Origin of the sequence: Streptomyces sp. NPDC093568, from assembly GCF_044764945.1 — a bacterium.
Taxonomy (GTDB): domain Bacteria; phylum Actinomycetota; class Actinomycetes; order Streptomycetales; family Streptomycetaceae; genus Streptomyces.
The window spans coordinates 403591-421000 of the sequence record NZ_JBIWJD010000005.1; the positions used below are offsets into that span (position 1 = coordinate 403591).

General features: G+C 70.2%; 15 protein-coding genes. 1 reads left to right on the forward strand and 14 read right to left on the reverse strand.

What is annotated here, in order from left to right:
• Window positions 1-33: 33 nt before the first annotated feature.
• The 14 genes from ACIRD7_RS22530 to rsmH all read right to left on the reverse strand — a co-directional run bounded on the left by ACIRD7_RS22530 (window position 34) and on the right by rsmH (window position 16309).
• A complete protein-coding gene (locus tag ACIRD7_RS22530) occupies window positions 34-675 on the reverse strand; it encodes a cell division protein SepF (RefSeq protein ID WP_030950524.1) in 642 nt (213 codons plus the stop codon).
• Between the two features lie 125 nt (window positions 676-800).
• Complete coding sequence (locus ACIRD7_RS22535) at window positions 801-1520, reverse strand: YggS family pyridoxal phosphate-dependent enzyme (RefSeq protein ID WP_403455926.1); 720 nt, start codon at window positions 1518-1520, stop codon at window positions 801-803.
• 6 nt (window positions 1521-1526) lie between these two features.
• A complete protein-coding gene (pgeF, locus tag ACIRD7_RS22540; protein WP_403455928.1) occupies window positions 1527-2255 on the reverse strand; it encodes a peptidoglycan editing factor PgeF in 729 nt (242 codons plus the stop codon).
• Window positions 2256-2265: 10 nt separating this feature from the next.
• Window positions 2266-3462: a cell division protein FtsZ gene (gene ftsZ / locus ACIRD7_RS22545; RefSeq protein WP_403455930.1), complete on the reverse strand. Its 1197-nt coding sequence runs from the start codon at window positions 3460-3462 to the stop codon at window positions 2266-2268.
• A gap of 287 nt (window positions 3463-3749) precedes the next feature.
• Window positions 3750-4547, reverse strand: a complete 798-nt coding sequence (locus ACIRD7_RS22550) for a cell division protein FtsQ/DivIB (protein ID WP_403455931.1) — start codon at window positions 4545-4547, stop codon at window positions 3750-3752.
• 23 nt (window positions 4548-4570) lie between these two features.
• The gene (gene murG / locus ACIRD7_RS22555; RefSeq protein ID WP_403455932.1) at window positions 4571-5665 is read right to left on the reverse strand and encodes an undecaprenyldiphospho-muramoylpentapeptide beta-N-acetylglucosaminyltransferase; all 1095 of its coding nucleotides are present in this window, start codon (window positions 5663-5665) and stop codon (window positions 4571-4573) included.
• A 6-nt stretch (window positions 5666-5671) separates the two neighbouring features.
• On the reverse strand, window positions 5672-7033 hold the full coding sequence (ftsW, locus tag ACIRD7_RS22560) for a putative lipid II flippase FtsW (RefSeq protein WP_403455934.1): 1362 nt from the start codon (window positions 7031-7033) through the stop codon (window positions 5672-5674).
• A gap of 103 nt (window positions 7034-7136) precedes the next feature.
• The gene (gene murD / locus ACIRD7_RS22565; protein WP_403455937.1) at window positions 7137-8561 is read right to left on the reverse strand and encodes a UDP-N-acetylmuramoyl-L-alanine--D-glutamate ligase; all 1425 of its coding nucleotides are present in this window, start codon (window positions 8559-8561) and stop codon (window positions 7137-7139) included.
• On the reverse strand, window positions 8543-9616 hold the full coding sequence (gene mraY, locus ACIRD7_RS22570; RefSeq protein ID WP_403455940.1) for a phospho-N-acetylmuramoyl-pentapeptide-transferase: 1074 nt from the start codon (window positions 9614-9616) through the stop codon (window positions 8543-8545). The genes murD and mraY overlap by 19 nt, the downstream gene beginning before the upstream one ends.
• Window positions 9613-11019 (reverse strand): UDP-N-acetylmuramoyl-tripeptide--D-alanyl-D-alanine ligase, encoded by a 1407-nt coding sequence (gene murF, locus ACIRD7_RS22575; RefSeq protein WP_403455943.1) that lies wholly within the window; start codon window positions 11017-11019, stop codon window positions 9613-9615. Before murF ends, mraY begins: the two co-directional genes overlap by 4 nt.
• Before the next feature lie 4 nt (window positions 11020-11023).
• The gene (locus ACIRD7_RS22580; RefSeq protein ID WP_403455944.1) at window positions 11024-12553 is read right to left on the reverse strand and encodes a UDP-N-acetylmuramoyl-L-alanyl-D-glutamate--2,6-diaminopimelate ligase; all 1530 of its coding nucleotides are present in this window, start codon (window positions 12551-12553) and stop codon (window positions 11024-11026) included.
• A gap of 172 nt (window positions 12554-12725) precedes the next feature.
• Complete coding sequence (locus ACIRD7_RS22585; protein ID WP_403455947.1) at window positions 12726-14687, reverse strand: peptidoglycan D,D-transpeptidase FtsI family protein; 1962 nt, start codon at window positions 14685-14687, stop codon at window positions 12726-12728.
• Between the two features lie 5 nt (window positions 14688-14692).
• The gene (locus tag ACIRD7_RS22590; RefSeq protein ID WP_403455949.1) at window positions 14693-15274 is read right to left on the reverse strand and encodes a septum formation initiator family protein; all 582 of its coding nucleotides are present in this window, start codon (window positions 15272-15274) and stop codon (window positions 14693-14695) included.
• Between the two features lie 78 nt (window positions 15275-15352).
• Window positions 15353-16309, reverse strand: coding sequence for a 16S rRNA (cytosine(1402)-N(4))-methyltransferase RsmH (gene rsmH, locus ACIRD7_RS22595; RefSeq protein WP_403455951.1), 957 nt, complete (start codon window positions 16307-16309; stop codon window positions 15353-15355).
• A 416-nt stretch (window positions 16310-16725) separates the two neighbouring features.
• Here rsmH and ACIRD7_RS22600 point away from each other — a divergent pair, with 416 nt between their 5' ends.
• Window positions 16726-17274, forward strand: a complete 549-nt coding sequence (locus ACIRD7_RS22600) for a beta-class carbonic anhydrase (RefSeq protein WP_403455954.1) — start codon at window positions 16726-16728, stop codon at window positions 17272-17274.
• The last annotated feature ends 136 nt before the right edge of the window (window positions 17275-17410 follow it).

The window sequence follows — 17410 nt, forward strand, 5'->3', positions numbered from 1 at the left end:
CCCTGTTCCGTGCTGTTCTTCCGGTGGTGCGTCTCAGCTCTGGTTGAAGAACCCGCCCTCTGCGATGCGGGCCTTGTCCTCCGCCGTGACATCGACGTTAGCAGGAGACAACAGGAACACCTTCTGGGTCACCCGCTCGATGCTGCCGTGAAGACCAAACACCAAACCGGCCGCAAAGTCGACAAGTCGCTTCGCGTCTGTGTCATCCATCTCAGTCAGATTCATGATCACCGGGGTGCCTTCACGGAAGTGTTCCCCGATGGTACGGGCCTCGTTGTAGGTCCGCGGGTGAAGTGTGGTGATCCGGTACGGCTCTCGTTCCGACACGACCTTGGGCATGATCACCGGTGCGTTCTTCTCCAGGCTTGCGCGTTCTTGTGTGATGGACGCCACGGGCGCGATGCGCGCCGGACGGCCGGATTCCGCGGGTAGCGAAGTCGCACGGGCCACAGGCTCACGCGGAGCGGGCGGCTGAACGATTCGCACCTCTTCGTCCCTTTGGGACTGATGTGCGCTGTGTGACTGATGCGACGGCTCGTGCCGTCGGTGGTCCCGCTCGGGCTCCGGGTCCAGTTCGGGCTCGAAGTCGTCATCGGGGTCGAACCCCCGGCCGTCGTACCCATCGTCCTCCACGAGGCCGAGGTAGACCGCCATCTTGCGCATCGCGCCGGCCATTCTCTGAGTCCTCCGCTCTGTGGTGGATCGGCGACTGCCAAGTGCCTGCGATCCACACGGTCGTTACGCCCGCCTTTCGGCGACATTGACCATATTTTCTGCTGTGGTCCGACTTCTTGGCGACGTTACCCGAGCCTGGGGCGGACTCCGAGTACCGCAGTGCCGACGCGCACATGTGTCGCACCCGCCGCCACCGCCTCTTCGAGATCCGCACTCATCCCTGCCGAGACCATGTTCGCAGCCGGATGGTCTCGGCGCAGGTCGGTCGACAAATCCATCAACCGCTCGAACGCCGCCTGTTGGCGCCCCGCGTACTCCCCGGCGAGCGGGGCGACGGTCATGAGCCCGTCGAGCCGCAGCCCCGGGGCGGACGCGATCCGACCGGCCAACTCCTCGACCCCGCCGGGCGCCACGCCACCGCGCTCACCCCGCTCGCTCGTCCCCGCGTCCAGGGCCACCTGGATGAGGCAGCCGACCTCGCGCTCCTGCCGCTCGGCCTCCTTGGACAGGGCCGTCACCAGCTTGGAACGGTCGACGGACTGCACGAGATCCGCGTAACCGACCACGGACCGCACCTTGTTGGTCTGCAACTGGCCGACGAAGTGCCAGGCGAGCGGCAGGTCCGAGCAGGCGGCGGCCTTCGGTGCCGCGTCCTGGTCGCGGTTCTCGGCGACATGGCGCACACCGAGTTCCGACAGGAGCCGGACATCGCTCGCCGGGTAGGTCTTGGTGACCACGATGAGGGTCACTTCCTCGCGCTTGCGTCCGGCGGCGACGCAGGCGGCGGTGATTCGTTCCTCCACCTGCGCCAGGTTCGCGGCGAGTTCGCCCTTACGGTCCGTCATGCTCTCTCAGTCCAACCAGACATATCCCGCGAGTCGCCCTGTGGTGCGCTCGCGGCGGTACGAGAAGTGATCGCCCGACTCCAGCGTGCACACCGGGGACTGCGCCCGATCGCGCACCCCGAGTCGCGCGAGCTGGGCGTGCACTCCGGCGGCCACGTCCACCGCGGGTGTGCCCCAGCTCGTCTCGGCGTACGCGGTCGGCTCCTCGGCGGCCACCTCGGCGCGCATCGCCTCCGGAACCTCGTAGCACCGGCCGCAGACGACCGGTCCGGTGCGGGCGACGATCCGGGCGGGATCGGCGCCCAGCTCGGTCATCGCGCGTAGCGCGGCCGGGACGACCCCGGCGATCATGCCGGGCCGTCCCGCGTGGGCCGCGGCGGCGATCCCGGCGACCGGGTCGGTCAGCAGGACCGGCACGCAGTCGGCCGTGAGGACGGCGAGGGCGAGACCCCGCCGCGTCGTGACGATCGCGTCGACCTCGGGCACCGGACGATCACGCCACGGTCCGTCGACCACGACGACGTCGTTGCCGTGCACCTGGTTCATCCAGACCACGTCGCCCGCGGTGAGCCCGAGCGACTTGGCGGCCAGCTCCCGGTTGGTCCGTACCGCCTCGGGGTCGTCGCCGACGGCTCCGCCGAGGTTGAGCTCCTCATACGGAGCGGCGCTCACCCCGCCCCACCGGTCGGTGAAAGCGAAGTGCGCGCCGCTCACGGTGTCGCGCTGTCCTATCACGTCAGAAGGATCACTTAAGGAAGTCCGGGACGTCCAGCTCCTCGGCCGCGCTGTCCGCGTAAGTCCGCGACGGCGGGACCGGCGGGGCGACCGGGATGTCGGCGACCGGCTCCGGCGCGGGCTCCGGCTCCTCCTTCGGCGTGACGCTGCCGAGCGAGCCGAAGGACGGGCGGGACTCGGGCTGCCGTACCGGAGTGGGCTCCTCGCGGCGGGCCGAGGACGAGGTCGAGCCGAGGACGTTGTCCCGGCGGGCCGGCGGCTGGCCGCCGTCGAAGCCGGCCGCGATCACGGTGACCCGGACCTCGTCGCCGAGGGCGTCGTCGATGACCGCGCCGAAGATGATGTTGGCCTCGGGGTGGGCGGCCTCGCTGACCAGCTGGGCGGCCTCGTTGATCTCGAACAGACCGAGGTCCGAGCCGCCGGAGATGGAGAGCAGCACGCCCCGGGCGCCGTCGATGGACGCCTCCAGGAGCGGCGAGGAGATCGCCATCTCGGCCGCCGCCACCGCGCGGTCGTCGCCGCGGGCCGAGCCGATGCCCATGAGGGCCGAACCGGCCTCGGACATGACCGACTTGACGTCGGCGAAGTCGAGGTTGATGAGACCGGGGGTGGTGATGAGGTCGGTGATGCCCTGGACACCGGAGAGGAGGACCTGGTCGGCCGACTTGAAGGCGTCGAGCACCGAGACCTGGCGGTCCGAGATGGACAGCAGCCGGTCGTTCGGGATGACGATGAGGGTGTCGACCTCTTCGCGGAGCTCGGCGATGCCGTCCTCGGCCTGGTTGGCGCGGCGCCGTCCCTCGAAGGTGAACGGGCGGGTGACCACGCCGATGGTGAGGGCGCCCAGCGAGCGGGCGATGTTGGCCACGACGGGCGCGCCGCCGGTGCCGGTGCCGCCGCCTTCACCGGCCGTCACGAAGACCATGTCGGCCCCCTTGAGGACCTCCTCGATCTCCTCGCGGTGGTCCTCGGCGGCCTTGCGGCCGACGGCCGGGTTGGCTCCGGCGCCGAGTCCGCGGGTGAGTTCACGGCCGACGTCGAGCTTGACGTCGGCGTCGCTCATCAACAGAGCTTGCGCGTCGGTGTTGATGGCGATGAACTCGACGCCCTTGAGACCGACCTCGATCATCCGGTTGATGGCATTGACACCACCGCCGCCGACACCGATGACTTTGATGACTGCGAGGTAGTTCTGCGGTGCTGCCACGTCGAAGGCCTCTCGCCTCGAGTTACGGGTCACCGGATCACGGGAAGCGCTCCGCTTCGTGAACCGGCGACTGATGCCGAATGGGACGGTCCGTAGCGCCGACCCGAACCCTAACCCTGAAGTTTAGGGTTACCAGTGTGTCTGTTCCTTGAAGTCTTCTGAACAGGACACTAAGTCGACAAGTGGCGCACGTTCAACGAACACGCCGAACCTCCCGTTTTTCTTTTCACCCTATGTGATCAGCCATGTCGCTGCCCAACCAGGGTGCTGGCCTGCGCAGATGTGCGTCAACTCCCGGCTGACGCAGGGGCGGTGGGAACGCTGACGTCGAAGTGCCGCGCATCCGGCGAGGCTTTCATGAGAGCGGTGAGTGCGCGAGCCTTCGCGGCGCCGTTCTCGCCGCTTCCCCAGGCGACGGTCGTACCGCCTGCCAACACGAGCGAGATGTCGTCGTAGGAACGGACCTTGACGACCTGGGTGTCACGCGCGACGGCGGCCGGAAGGGCGCCGGCGACCCGCACGGCCTCCCGTGCGAGGCGGGTCTCGCCGAAACGGCGCAGGCTCGCGGCGGCGGAGCTCGACCGGGACACCGTCAATTCCAGTGCCGGAACGCCTTTCGGGGCCGCGGAAACCGTGGCGAAACGGACACCTTCATCGTCCACTTCGATGAACTTTCCGCCGTTTTGAACGACCAGAACCGGAGTGCGCTCAATCACTTTCAGCCCGATTCCATGAGGCCAGGATCGCACCACGTCGACTTCGTCAATTCGGGGCAATTTCCGGCGCAGTCGCGTCTCAATCGCGGCGGTGTCGACGGAAATCAGCGGCGCTCCGACGGGCGCCTCGGCCGCCTCGAGAACCTGCTCGGTGGTCAGCACCCGGGTCCCGGCCACCGATACCCGCTCCACGCGCAGCCACTGGGAGCCGTACAACGCCCAGACGGAGCCGGCGCCGAGGAGCACCAGGACGACCGTAAGGATGATGATCGTACGAAGGCGGGACAGTCTCAACCGCCGCCGGGCGAGGGGCGGGTCGGACGACTTCTGCTGGCGTTCACCGCGCTCGGCGGTCGTCGGTCCGGCCACGCTCCCTGCCCTCCGTCGTACGGTTACTGGCGGCGCTGCGAGGCGATCGCCTCGTACACCATGCCGACGAGCAGGTCGTCGGCGTCCCGGCGGCCGAACTCGCTTGCGGCGCGGGACATCTCGTACAGCCGGTGCGGATCGGCGAGCACGGGCAGGACGTTCTGCTGGACCCACTCGGGGGTCAGTTCCGCGTCGTCGACCAGCAGCCCGCCGCCGGCCTTGACCACCGGCTGGGCGTTCAGCCGCTGTTCGCCGTTGCCGATGGGCAGCGGGACGTAGGCGGCCGGGAGTCCGACGGCGGAGAGTTCGGCGACGGTCATCGCGCCCGCGCGGCAGAGCATCATGTCGGCCGCGGCGTACGCGAGGTCCATCCGGTCCAAGTAACTTACCGGGATGTAGGGGGGCATCCCCGGCATCTGATGCACCTGCGGCAGTTCGTTCTTCGGACCGACCGCGTGCAGGATCTGGATTCCGGCCTGCTGGAGCCAGGGCGCGACCTGCTGGACGACCTCGTTCAGCCGGCGTGCGCCCTGCGAGCCGCCGGAGACCAGCAGCGTCGGCAGGTTCGGGTCGAGCCCGAACATCGCGCGCGCCTCGGGGCGGGCGGCGGCCCGGTCCAGGGTGGCGATGGTGTGGCGCAGCGGGATGCCGATGTAGCGGGAGTTGCGCAGCTTGCTGTCCGGGGTGGCGACGGCGACCTGGGCGGCGTAGCGCGAGCCGATCTTGTTGGCGAGGCCGGGACGGGCGTTGGCCTCGTGGATGATGATCGGCACGCCGAGGCGCTTGGCGGCGAGGTACCCGGGCAGGGCGACATAGCCGCCGAAGCCGACCACGGCGTCCGCCTTGGTGCGCTCCAGGATCTGCTCGGTCGCCTTGATCGTGCCGCGCAGCCGGCCCGGGACGGTGATCAGCTCGGGGGTGGGCTTGCGCGGCAGCGGTACCGCCGGGATCAGCGCGAGCTCATAGCCCCGCTGCGGAACGAGCTTGGTCTCCAGGCCGCGCTCCGTGCCCAGGGCCGTGATCCCCACGGTCGGATCCTGCCTGCGCAGGGCGTCCGCGAGGGCGAGCGCGGGCTCGATGTGGCCGGCGGTCCCCCCACCGGCGAGTACGACATGCACCGAAATTCACCGCTCTCCGGACGTACGCGCCGCCGAGGCACGCCGTCGCATCGTGTTCCATCTCCGAGGCCCCCGGCTCTGCGCGGCGCCTCCCGCACGCTTTCTACCAAAGCGGGGTTGCCGCATAGAAAGCGCCGCCCGCGCAGCGGGCTCGTCGCGCGCGAAGGCGATCAGCAGCCCGATGGCGAACATGGTCGGCAGCAAGGCGGACCCTCCGTACGAGAACAGCGGGAGGGGGACACCGGCGATCGGCAGCAGGCCGAGCACCGCACCGATGTTGATCACGGCTTGCGCGGTGATCCAGGTGGTCACGCCCCCCGCGGCATATCTCACGAAGGGGTCCTCCGTGCGTCCGGCCACGCGGATACCCGCATAGCCTAGAGCCGCGAAGAGGGCGAGCACCGACAGCGTCCCCGCGAGGCCCAGTTCCTCACCGGTGACGGCGAAGATGAAGTCGGTGTGGGCTTCGGGGAGTTGCCCCCATTTCTCCACACTCGCACCCAGCCCGGAACCGAAGATTCCGCCGGACGCGAGCGCGTAGATGCCGTGCACGGCCTGCCAGCAGTCGACGGCGCCGCCGCGCGGTTCGGTGGCACCGAGGCACTGGAGGCGGGCCATGCGGTTCGCGCTGGTCTTGATCAGGACGAGCCCGATAAGACCGGCGACCGACAGCACGCCCACGAAGAGCCGGGTCGGCGCCCCGGCCAGCCACAGCAGGCCGAACAGGATCGCCGACAGGATGATCGCCGTACCCATGTCGCCGCCCAGCATGATCAGCCCGAGCAGCATGAAGGCGACCGGCACGAGCGGCACCAGCATGTGCTTCCACTGGGTCAGCAGCTTCTTGTCCTGCTTGCGGGCGATCAGGTCGGCGCCCCACAGCACCAGCGCGAGCTTGCCGAACTCGCTGGGCTGGATCTGGAAGGAGCCGCCGAGGGCGATCCAGTTCTGGTTGCCGTTGACCGCGACTCCTATCCCGGGCACCTGCACCAGCGCCATCAGGAAGACGGCGCCCGCGAGGATGGGGTAGGCCAGCGCCCGGTGCAGCTTCAACGGCATCCGGGAGGCCGCGAACAGCAGCAGGCTGCCGATCACGGCGGCCAGGAGTTGCTTGCGGAAGAAGTACGACCCCGGCTTGGACAGCTGGAGCGCGGTGATCTGGGAGGCCGAGTAGACCATCACCAGTCCCAGCACGGTGATCAGCAGACTGCCGCCGAGGATCAGGTAGTACGCGGTCAGCGGCCGGTCCCACGCGCGGCGCAGGCGCGTGTGGAGCCGCCGTACGGCGCTCTCTCGCGCCGATCCGGCGGCGACGGGCCGGCGAACGGCTCGCTGCACGGGCGGCCGTCCCGTACGGCTACCGGGCATCGGCGCTCACCGCCTCGCCGTGGGCGTACGAACCGTCCGGCCACATCCGAGTCACGCGTCCCTCCAAGGGTCCCGAAGCACCCGCTGTGGCCGAGACCCGCCGTCAGGCGCCCGCGCCGAGTTCGCGGACCGCCTCCGCGAACGCGTCACCGCGCTGGTTGTAGTTGGCGAACATGTCCATCGAGGCACAGGCAGGTGCCAAGAGCACCGTGTCTCCGGCGACAGCGAGTCGCCGGGCCTCCTGGACTGCCGCGAGCATCGCCCCAGTGTCGGTCCGGTCGAGGTCGACGACGGGTACTTCCGGCGCGTGTCGCGCGAGGGCTTCACGGATCAGGCCACGATCGGCACCGATCAGGACGACCCCGCGCAGCCGCTCGGCGGACTTGGCGACCAGTTCGTCGAAGACGGCTCCCTTGGCGAGCCCGCCCGCGATCCAGACGATCGACTCGTACGCCGCCAACGACGCTTCCGCCGCGTGGGTGTTGGTGGCCTTGGAGTCGTCGACGTAGGCGACCTCGTCCACGTCGGCCACGTGCGCGATGCGGTGGGCGTCCGGCGTGAAGGCCCGCAGCCCGTCCCGTACGGCCTGCGGGGGCACCCCGAAGGCGCGGGCGAGGGCCGCCGCCGCAAGGGCGTTGGCGATGTTGTGCGGGGCCGGCGGGTTGACGTCGGAGACCTCGGCGAGCTCCTGGGCGTTCTGCTGCCGGTTCTCGACGAAGGCGCGGTCGACGAGGATGCCCTCGACGACACCCAGTTGGGACGGGCCGGGGGTGCCCAGCGTGAACCCGATGGCCCGGCAGCCCTCCTCGACGTCCGCCTCGCGCACCAGGTCCTCGGTCGCCTTCTCGGCGACGTTGTAGACGCAGGCGACGCGATTGCCCTCGTAGATACGGCCCTTGTCGGCGGCGTACGCCTCCATGGAGCCGTGCCAGTCGAGGTGGTCGGGCGCGAGGTTCAGCACGGCGGCCGAGTGGGCGCGCAGCGAGGGCGCCCAGTGGAGCTGGTAGCTGGACAACTCGACGGCGAGGACGTCGTACTGCTCCTCGCCGAGCACCGCGTCCAGCAGGGAGACGCCGATGTTGCCGACGGCGGCGGTGCGCAGGCCCGCCGCCTTCAGGATGGAGGCCAGCATCTGGACGGTCGTGGTCTTGCCGTTGGTGCCGGTGACGGCCAGCCAGGGCGCGGCGTCCGGGCCGCGCAGCCGCCAGGCGAGCTCGACGTCGCCCCAGATCTCGACGCCCGCGTCACGAGCCGCCGCGAACAGCGGCTTGTCCGGCTTCCAGCCGGGCGCGGTGACGATCAGTTCGGTGCCTTCGGGCAGGGTCGCCCCGTCACCGAGGCGTACGGCGATGCCCAGCGCCTCGAGTTCGGCCGCCTGGGCCCGCGCGCGTGCGTCGTCGCCGTCGTTGACGACGGTGACCTTCGCGCCGAGGCCGTGCAGCACCTTGGCCGCCGGGATCCCGGAGACGCCGAGCCCGGCGACGGTGACGCTCTTACCCTGCCAGTCGGTCACTTGTCCGCTGCCCATCCCGCGTAGAAGAGGCCCAGTCCGACGATCACACAGATGCCCTGAATGATCCAGAAGCGGACCACCACAAGGACTTCGGACCAGCCCTTGAGTTCGAAGTGGTGCTGGAGTGGCGCCATCCGGAAGACGCGCTTGCCGGTGAGGCGGAAGGAGCCGACCTGGATGACCACCGACATGGTGATCAGTACGAACAGGCCGCCGAGGATGGCGAGCAGCAGCTCGGTGCGCGAGCAGATGGCGAGGCCGGCGAGCGCGCCGCCGAGGGCCAGCGAGCCGGTGTCACCCATGAAGATCTTGGCGGGGGACGTGTTCCACCACAGGAAGCCGAGGCAGGCACCCATCAGCGCCGAGGAGACGACGGCGAGGTCGAGTGGATCTCGCACTTCGTAACAGGCACCCGGGTTGGCGAGCGTCTGGGCGTTGGCGCAGGACTCCTGGAACTGCCAGACGCCGATGAAGGTGTAGGCGCCGAAGACCAGCACGGAGGCGCCGGTGGCGAGGCCGTCCAGGCCGTCCGTCAGGTTCACGCCGTTCGACATGGCGAGGATCATGAACAGCGCCCAGATGACGAACAGCACCGGGCCGATGGACCAGCCGAAGTCCTGCACGAAGGAGAGCTTGGTGGAGGCCGGGGTGTTGCCCCGGTTGTCCGCGAACTGGAGCGAGAGCACCGCGAAGGCGATACCGCCGAGCAGCTGGCCGGCCATCTTGGCCTTGGCCCGCAGACCCAGCGAACGACGCTTGACGATCTTGATGTAGTCGTCCAGGAAGCCGACCAGACCCATGCCGGCCATCAGGCCGAGCACCAGGACGCCGGAGAACGTCGGCGGCTTGCCGGTGATCAGCTTGGACAGGAAGTACGCGGCGATCGTGGCCAGGATGAAGGCGATACCGCCCATGGTCGGCGTACCGCGCTTGCTGTGGTGCTCGCGCGGGCCGTCGTCCCGGATGTACTGGCCGTAGCCCTTGCGGGCCAGCAGCTTGATCAGCAGCGGGGTGCCGATCAGGGTGAGGAAGAGGCCAATGACTCCTGAGAACAGGATCTGATTCATCATCGGGCGGCAACCTCACCCTGGGTACCGCCCGCGAGCAGCGCCTCGGCGACACTCTCCAGACCGACCGAACGGGACGCCTTCACGAGCACGACGTCCCCTGGGCGCAACTCGCTGCGCAACAGGTCGACCGCCGCCTGTGCGTCGGACACGTGCACCGACTCCTCACCCCACGAACCCTCGTTATATGCGCCCAGTTGCAGCCAGGACGCTTCCCTGCCCCCGACCGCGACGAGCTTGCTGACGTTGAGCCGGACGGCGAGCCGTCCGACCGCGTCGTGCTCGGCGAGCGCCTCGTCCCCGAGCTCGGCCATCTTGCCGAGCACCGCCCACGTACGGCGCCCGGCGCCCATGGCCGCCAGCGCCCTGAGGGCGGCCCGCATGGACTCGGGGTTCGCGTTGTAGGCGTCGTTGACGACTGTCACGCCGTCCGGGCGCTCGGTGACCTCCATACGCCAGCGGGAGAGGGAGCCCGCCTCGGAGAGCGCGGTGGCGATCTCACTTGCGGACATGCCCAGCTCATGGGCGACGGCGGCCGCGGCGAGCGCGTTCGACACGTGGTGCTCACCGTACAGGCGCATGGTCACATCGCTGCACCCGGAGGGTGTGTGAAGCATGAAGGAAGGCTGTCCGCTGTCCGTGAGTCGCACGTTCTCGGCGCGAACGTCCGCTTCGCCGGACTCTCCGAAAAGGATCACCTTCGCCTTCGTACGGGAGGCCATGGCCCGTACGAGGGGATCGTCTGCGTTGAGGATCGCGGCACCGTCGGCCGGCAGCGCCTCGACGAGCTCGCCCTTCGCCTGGGCGATCTGCTCGCGGCCGCCGAACTCGCCGATGTGGGCGGTGCCGACGTTCAGCACCAGGCCGATCTTCGGGGGCGTCAGGTCGGCGAGGTAGCGGATGTGGCCGATGCCGCGGGCGCCCATCTCCAGGACGAGGAACCTCGTCTCGTCGGTGGCGCTGAGGGCGGTCAGCGGCAGCCCGATCTCGTTGTTGAGCGAGCCCGGCGTGAACACGGTGGGCGCCTTGCTCTGGAGCACCTGGGCGATCAGGTCCTTGGTGCTGGTCTTGCCGGCCGAGCCGGTCAGCGCCACGAGGGTCGCGCCGAGCCGCTGGACGACATGGCGGGCGAGGGCGCCGAGGGCCTTTTGGACATCCGCCACGACGATCGCGGGCACGCCCACGGGCCGGGAGCCCAGGACGGCCACCGCGCCGGCCGCGACGACGGCCTCGGCGAAGTCGTGGCCGTCCACCCGCTCACCGACGAAGGCGACGAAGAGGCTGCCGGGCTCCACCTCACGGGAGTCCCGGACGACGGATCCGGTGACCTGGACCGACGGATCCGGTATGTCGTGCGTCTGCCCGCCGACGACTTCTGCGATCTCGGCGAGAGAGAGGGCGATCACAAGTTCATCCCTGGGTCTTCTGGATAGCTTCGCGAAGCACCTGGCGGTCGTCGAAGGGACGGACCACTCCGGCGATGTCCTGGCCCTGCTCATGGCCCTTGCCCGCGACCAGCACGGTGTCCCCGGGCCGGGCGCGCGCGACGGCGGCGGCGATCGCGGCGGCCCGGTCCTCGAAGACCTGGACCTCGCCACGCTCGTGCGCCGGCACGGACGCCGCGCCCTGGAGCATGGTCGCGAGGATCGCGAGGGGGTCCTCGGAGCGGGGGTTGTCGGAGGTCAGTACGGCGGTGTCGGCGAGCCTGGCCGCGGCGGCGCCCATGGGCTCCCGCTTGGTCCTGTCGCGGTCCCCGCCGCAGCCGAGCACGATGTGCACCTTGCCCTCGGTGACCTTGCGCAGCGCCTTGAGGACCGACTCGACGGCGTCGGTCTTGTGGGCGTAGTCCACGACCGCGAGATACGGCTGCCCGGCGTCCACGCGCTCCAGGCGGCCCGGCACGCCCGGCACGGCGGCGACGCCGTCGGCCGCGGTCTGCGCGTCGATGCCGGCGGCGGCCAGGGCGACGACGGCGGCGAGGGTGTTCGCCACGTTGAAGGGGCCCGGCAGCGGCGAAGTGGCGGCGATCCGCTCGCCCTTGGGGCCGATCACCGTGAACGTCGCGTCCATCGGGCCGACCTGGACGTCCTCGGCGCGCCAGTCGGCGTCGGGGTGGCCCTCGGCGGAGTAGGTGACGACCGGGACGGTCGCCTCCTCGGCGAGCCTGCGGCCGTACTCGTCGTCGAGATTGACGACGCCGAGCCTGCTGCGTTTCGGCGTGAACAGCTGCGCCTTGGCCCGGAAGTAGTCCTCCATGTCGGAGTGGAACTCCATGTGTTCCGGGCTGAGGTTGGTGAACACCGCGATGTCGAAGACGCAGCCGTCGACCCGGCCGAGGACCAGCGCGTGGCTGGAGACCTCCATCGCGACCGCGTCGACGCCGCGCTCGCGCATGACGGCGAACAGGGCTTGCAGGTCGGTCGCTTCGGGGGTGGTGCGCTCGGACTTGATGCGCTCGTCGCCGATGCGCATCTCGACCGTGCCGATCAGGCCGGTCGACCTGAGCGTCTTCAGGCCGCCCTCGACGAGGTAGGCCGTGGTGGTCTTGCCGGAGGTGCCGGTGATGCCGATCTGGAGCAGATCGCGGCCCGGATGGCCGTAGATCGTGGCCGCCAGCTCGCCCATCTGCCCGCGCGGGTCCTCGACCACCAGGACCGGCAGGCCGGTCTCCGCGGCGCGTTCGGCGCCGGTCGCGTCGGTCAGGACGGCGGCCGCGCCGAGGCCTGCGGCCTGCGTGACGAAGTCGGCGCCGTGCAGGCGGGCGCCCGGGAGGGCGGCGTACAGGTCGCCGGGGCGGACGGCGCGCGAGTCGTGGGTGATGCCCGTGACCTCGGCGGCGCCGTCGGTGCCCGCAGGCGCGGGGGCACCCAGCTGATCGGCGAGCTCCGCGAGGGGTGTGGCGGAGACGTGGGCCGGCCTGGGCGGTCCCGGATATGTCACGGGCTGCCCCTTCTGGGTGGTTTGGGACTGATCAGCGTGTGGCACGGCGGTGAGCGTACCGGGCGTACCCGCCTCGGAGCGAAGTGAGGGGCGGGGCGGAGGCTGGTTCCCGGGGTCCGGGGTGATCGTTGTCACGAGGTGGTTCCTGGCTGCTCGGTGCTGATCAGGGTTGTCAGGGTTTGTAGGCGACCGGGAGCTTGGCGGGCTTGGCCCCGGTCGGCGGGACCTGGAGGGTCTTCAGCGCGAACTCCATCACCTGCTTGTAGATCGGGCCGCAGATCTGGCCGCCGAAGTAGTTGCCCTGGGTGGCGTTCTGGATGGCGCAGTAGACCGTGATCCGGGGGTTGTCGGCGGGCGCGAAACCGGCGAAGGAGGAGGTGTAGCCGCGGTACTTTCCGGTGGCCGGATCCACGCGGTTCGCCGTACCCGTCTTGCCCGCGACCCGGTAGCCGGGGATGCGCGCCTTGTTGCCGGTGCCCTCCTCGTCGTCCACCACGGACTCCAGCATCTGGGCGAGGGTCTTCGCCGTCTTGGCGCTGATGACCCGCGACTTCTTGGGCTTCTCCGCCTCGGTGAACTGCCCGTCGGGCCCCTCGATGCCGCGCACGAGCGTCGGCTCGACCCGTACGCCGCCGTTGGCGATCGTCGAGTAGATCGAGGCCGCCTGCATCGCGTTGAGGGACAGGCCCTGGCCGAAAGGAATCGTGTACTGCTGCGAGGTCGACCACTTGTCCGGGGCGGCGAGGATGCCCCGGGTCTCGCCGGGGAAGCCGAGGCCGGTGTAGCTGCCGAGGCCGAACTTGCGCAGGTAGTCGTAGAGGACCTTGTTGGACGTCTGCTGGGTCTTGCCGAGCTGGCCGGTGGCGAGGATCGTGCCGATGTTGCTGGACTTGGCGAGCACGCCGTTGAGCGTGAGGTACCAGGTGTCGTGGTCGATGTCGTCCTTGAAGAGCCGGTCGCCGCGGTGCAGCCGGTTGGGCACGATGACATGCGTGCCGGGCGTGGCCACCCCCTCCTCCAGCACGGCGGCCATCGACATGACCTTCGCGGTGGAGCCGGGCTCGTAGGCGTCCTGGAGGGCGGCGTTCCCCATGTTGGCGCTGCTGGCCTCGGAGAGGTCGTTCGGGTCGAAGCCGGGCGAGTTGGCCATGGCGAGGATCTCGCCGGTGCGGGTGTCCTGGACGATCACATAGCCGCGGTCGGCCCGGGACTCCTGCACCTGCTTGGTGATCGCGTTCTGCGCGGCCCACTGGATGTCGCGGTCGATGGTGAGCTCGACGTCGCTGCCGGGCACGGCGGGCGTCTCGGTGGAGCCCACGGTCGGCACCTGCCGGCCGCCGGACTGGGCGTAGCGGATCTCGCCGTCCTTGCCGGACAGCTCCTCGTTCAGCTGCTGCTCGATCCCGCCGCCGCCCTTGCCGTCGGCGTTGACCCAGCCCAGTATCCCGGCGGCGAGGTCGCCGTTGGGGTACACGCGCTTGCTGCTGGCGACCGACAGGACGCCCGCGAGGACGTTGGCCGTGCTCTTGTCCTTCTCCGCCTTCGTGGCCAGCGCGTTCTTCAGGTCCTTGATCTGCTTCCAGACCTGCGGGGTCTGACGGCTGGCCAGCAGGGTGTAGCGCAGGTTCTTGTTGGCGGGCCGGAGCTTGTTGACGATCTTCTCCTGGTCCTGGCCGAGGATCGGCGCGAGGAGGGCGGCCGCCTGCTCGGGGCCGTCGTCGATCTTCAGCTGCCGGCGGGAGAAGAGCGTGGGGTCGGCGGTGATGTCGTACGCGTCCACGCTGGCCGCGAGGGCCACGCCGTTGCGGTCGATGATGCCGCCGCGCTCGGCGGCCAGGGTGTAGCCGACGTAGCGGTTCTTCTGGGCTTTGGCGGCGTAGGTGCTCGCGTCGACGCCCTGCACCTGGAGCAGCCGTACGACGAAGGCGATCAGGACGAGGGTCAGGGCCACTCCGACCATGCGCAGCCGGGGACGGGGGCTGCCGAGCCGGATGGTGCCGGCGGCCCCGGGGCGGGGCCGTCCCGGGCGGCGGGCCGGGCGGGCGCCGGGGCCGGGCCGCCGCTGGGCGCCGCCGGCGCGGGCGGGCTTGGCGGGTCCGGGCACGCGGCGGCGTGGCGGTTCCCTGTCGGACACTTCCGTCACCTGCCGGGGGTCGGGTACGTGGAGGACTGGGCGGACGGGGCGGACGCGGTGGGCTGCTGGGCGGGTACGTACTGCGGCGCGCCCTCGGGGGTCGCGGGCTCGGGCGTGGCCCCGGCCGGCGTGGTGGAGGAGCCGGAGGTGACCGGCGTCGCCGGGTCGCCGGCGAGGGCCTCGGGGGCGACGACGAGGGGGCTGAGGCCGCCGGTCTGGGCGCTGGGCGCGGCGCTGGGGACGCCCTTGACCGTGCCGTCCGGGTTGAGGAAGGCGGGGTCGCCGCCCGGGACCATGCCCAGTTCGCGGGCCCGGCGCTGCAGGGCGTCCGGTGCGGAGTAGGCGTCGATGTCCCGCTGGAGGGACTGTTCCTCGTCGGTGAGGGACTTCGTCTCCCGCTGGATGTCGTCGAGCTTGAACGCGCCCTCGCTGAGGGCGGAGTTCAGCACGAGGAGGCCGATGAGTCCGCCTCCGAGGAGCAGGACGACGAGAAGGACGAAGGGGGCGCGGGCGGCCTGTGCGGCGCCTGGAGGGAAGAGCCGCGCGAGCCGGGCGGCCCGCCCCCTCAGTTCGGGTTTCCTACTCACTCACCCTCCCCTGAGTCCGGTTTTCCAACTCCCGGGTCCGAGTCCTGGTCCCGGGCGCCCGCCCCCGCCTCGCGCCTCTCATTCGATGGACTCCCTGATCCGCTCGGCCCCACGCAGACGCGCGGGTGCCGCGCGCCGGTTCTCGGCGACCTCTTCCTCCGTGGGAAGTTCGGCACCGCGCGTCAGCAGCTTGAGCCGCGGCTGGTAACGCTCGGGGACGACGGGGAGTCCGGGCGGTGCGGTGCTGGCGGCTCCGGCCGCGAACACCTGCTTGACCAGGCGGTCCTCCAGCGAGTGGTACGACAGCACGGCGATCCGCCCGCCGACGTCGAGGGCCTCCACCGCCGCCGGGATCGCCCGCTCCAGCACGGAGAGCTCGCCGTTGACCTCGATGCGCAGCGCCTGGAAGGTGCGCTTGGCCGGATTGCCGCCGGTGCGCTTGGCCGCCTGGGGCAGCGCGTCCCGGATCAGTTCCACCAGCCGGGCGCTGTTGCTGAACGGCTCCTTCTCGCGCTCCCGCACGATCGCGCCGACGATCCGCTTGGCCTGCTTCTCCTCGCCGTACGCGCGCAGGATCCGCACCAGCTCACCGGGCGGGTAGGTGTTGAGGACCTCGGCGGCGCTGATGCCGGTCGTCTGGTCCATGCGCATGTCGAGGGGGGCGTCCTGGGCGTAGGCGAAGCCGCGGTCGGCCTCGTCGAGCTGCATGGACGAGACGCCCAGGTCGAACAGGACGCCCTGCACGCGCGGGAGGCCGAGCCTGGCCAGCACCTCCGGGAGCTCGTCGTAGACCGCGTGCACCAGGGTCGCGCGCTCCCCGTACGGGGCGAGCCGCTCTCCGGACAGCCGCAGGGCCTCCTTGTCGCGGTCGAGGGCGACGAGCCGGGCCTCGGGGAACTGCGTCAGGAGCGCCTCGCTGTGGCCGCCGAGCCCGAGCGTGCAGTCGACGACGACCGCTCCCGGGCGTCTGAGGGCGGGGGCCAACAGGTCCAGGCACCGCTGGAGCATCACCGGGACGTGTCGACTGTGACTCAAGGGGCCCTCTCTGATCCGACGCCGTACGCACCGCCGGGTCCCCGCCCGCTCGTGAAGGGGAGGCCTGCCGGCGCCAAAAGCGTCAGCCGGCCGGGAGCGGGAGGAGGCCGAGCCGTACGTACGCGCCGCGCACGCGGGGAGATCTCCGGAAAAATCGCCGGGGTCTCCGGGGTAAACAGTCCAGCAGGGAGTCTCGCCTCCCGCTTCGCGTCACTTTAGTCCACGGTGTCGCGCGGTCAATCAACCGGCCTGCGCGTCGCCGCTTCGGGTTCCCCCGAGGACGCCCGGCCCGGAAAATGGCTCGTATGGGCGCACTCACGCCACCCCCGTGGGTTAGCTCACAACAAGCCTCAATGACGTTCTTTGTCCCCTCTCACAACAGGACCGGCCTGGACGTGACCAGTAACGTCATGGGTATGACGACTTCTGCATCGGTTCCCACCGGCCCCGACAGTGCGATAGTCCGCAGCGGCACGGTCACCGACCGTCTCGTCGACGCCAACGAGCGCTACGCCGCCGCCTTCACCGACCCGGGCATGGACGCCCGTCCCGTCCTGCACGTCGCCGTCGTGGCCTGCATGGACGCCCGCCTCGACCTGCACGCCGCGCTCGGTCTGCAGCTGGGCGACTGCCACACCATCCGCAACGCGGGCGGGGTGGTCACGGACGACGTGATCCGCTCGCTGACGATCAGCCAGCGCAAGCTCGGCACCCGCAGCATCGTCCTGATCCACCACACGGGCTGCGGCCTGGAGAGCATCACCGAGGACTTCCGCAACGAGCTGGAGCTGGAGGTCGGCCAGCGTCCGGCCTGGGCGGTGGAGGCCTTCCGGGACGTCGACCAGGACGTACGGCAGTCGATGCAGCGCGTGCGGACCTCGCCGTTCCTGCTGCACACCGACGAGGTGCGGGGCTTCGTCTTCGACGTGAAGACGGGTCTGCTGCGCGAGATCGACCCCGCGTAGGCGCCGCCTCGGACCCGCGTAACCTTCCCTGGTAGCTGTCGTTTGGCTGTCAATTTGCGCTCGGGCGTGCCCAAAAGGCCGTAAGACGCGACATATCGCAGGCAGTTGTCCACAGGCGAGTGACACGAATCGGTAA

Coding starts and splice junctions, on each gene's coding strand:
- mraY (WP_403455940.1), bottom strand. CDS start 9,616: ATGATGAATCAGATCCTGTTCTCAGGAGTCATTGGCCTCTTCCTCACC.
- ftsW (WP_403455934.1), bottom strand. CDS start 7,033: ATGCCCGGTAGCCGTACGGGACGGCCGCCCGTGCAGCGAGCCGTTCGC.
- ACIRD7_RS22535 (WP_403455926.1), bottom strand. CDS start 1,520: ATGACGGACCGTAAGGGCGAACTCGCCGCGAACCTGGCGCAGGTGGAG.
- ACIRD7_RS22530 (WP_030950524.1), bottom strand. CDS start 675: ATGGCCGGCGCGATGCGCAAGATGGCGGTCTACCTCGGCCTCGTGGAG.
- murD (WP_403455937.1), bottom strand. CDS start 8,561: ATGGGCAGCGGACAAGTGACCGACTGGCAGGGTAAGAGCGTCACCGTC.
- ACIRD7_RS22600 (WP_403455954.1), top strand. CDS start 16,726: ATGACGACTTCTGCATCGGTTCCCACCGGCCCCGACAGTGCGATAGTC.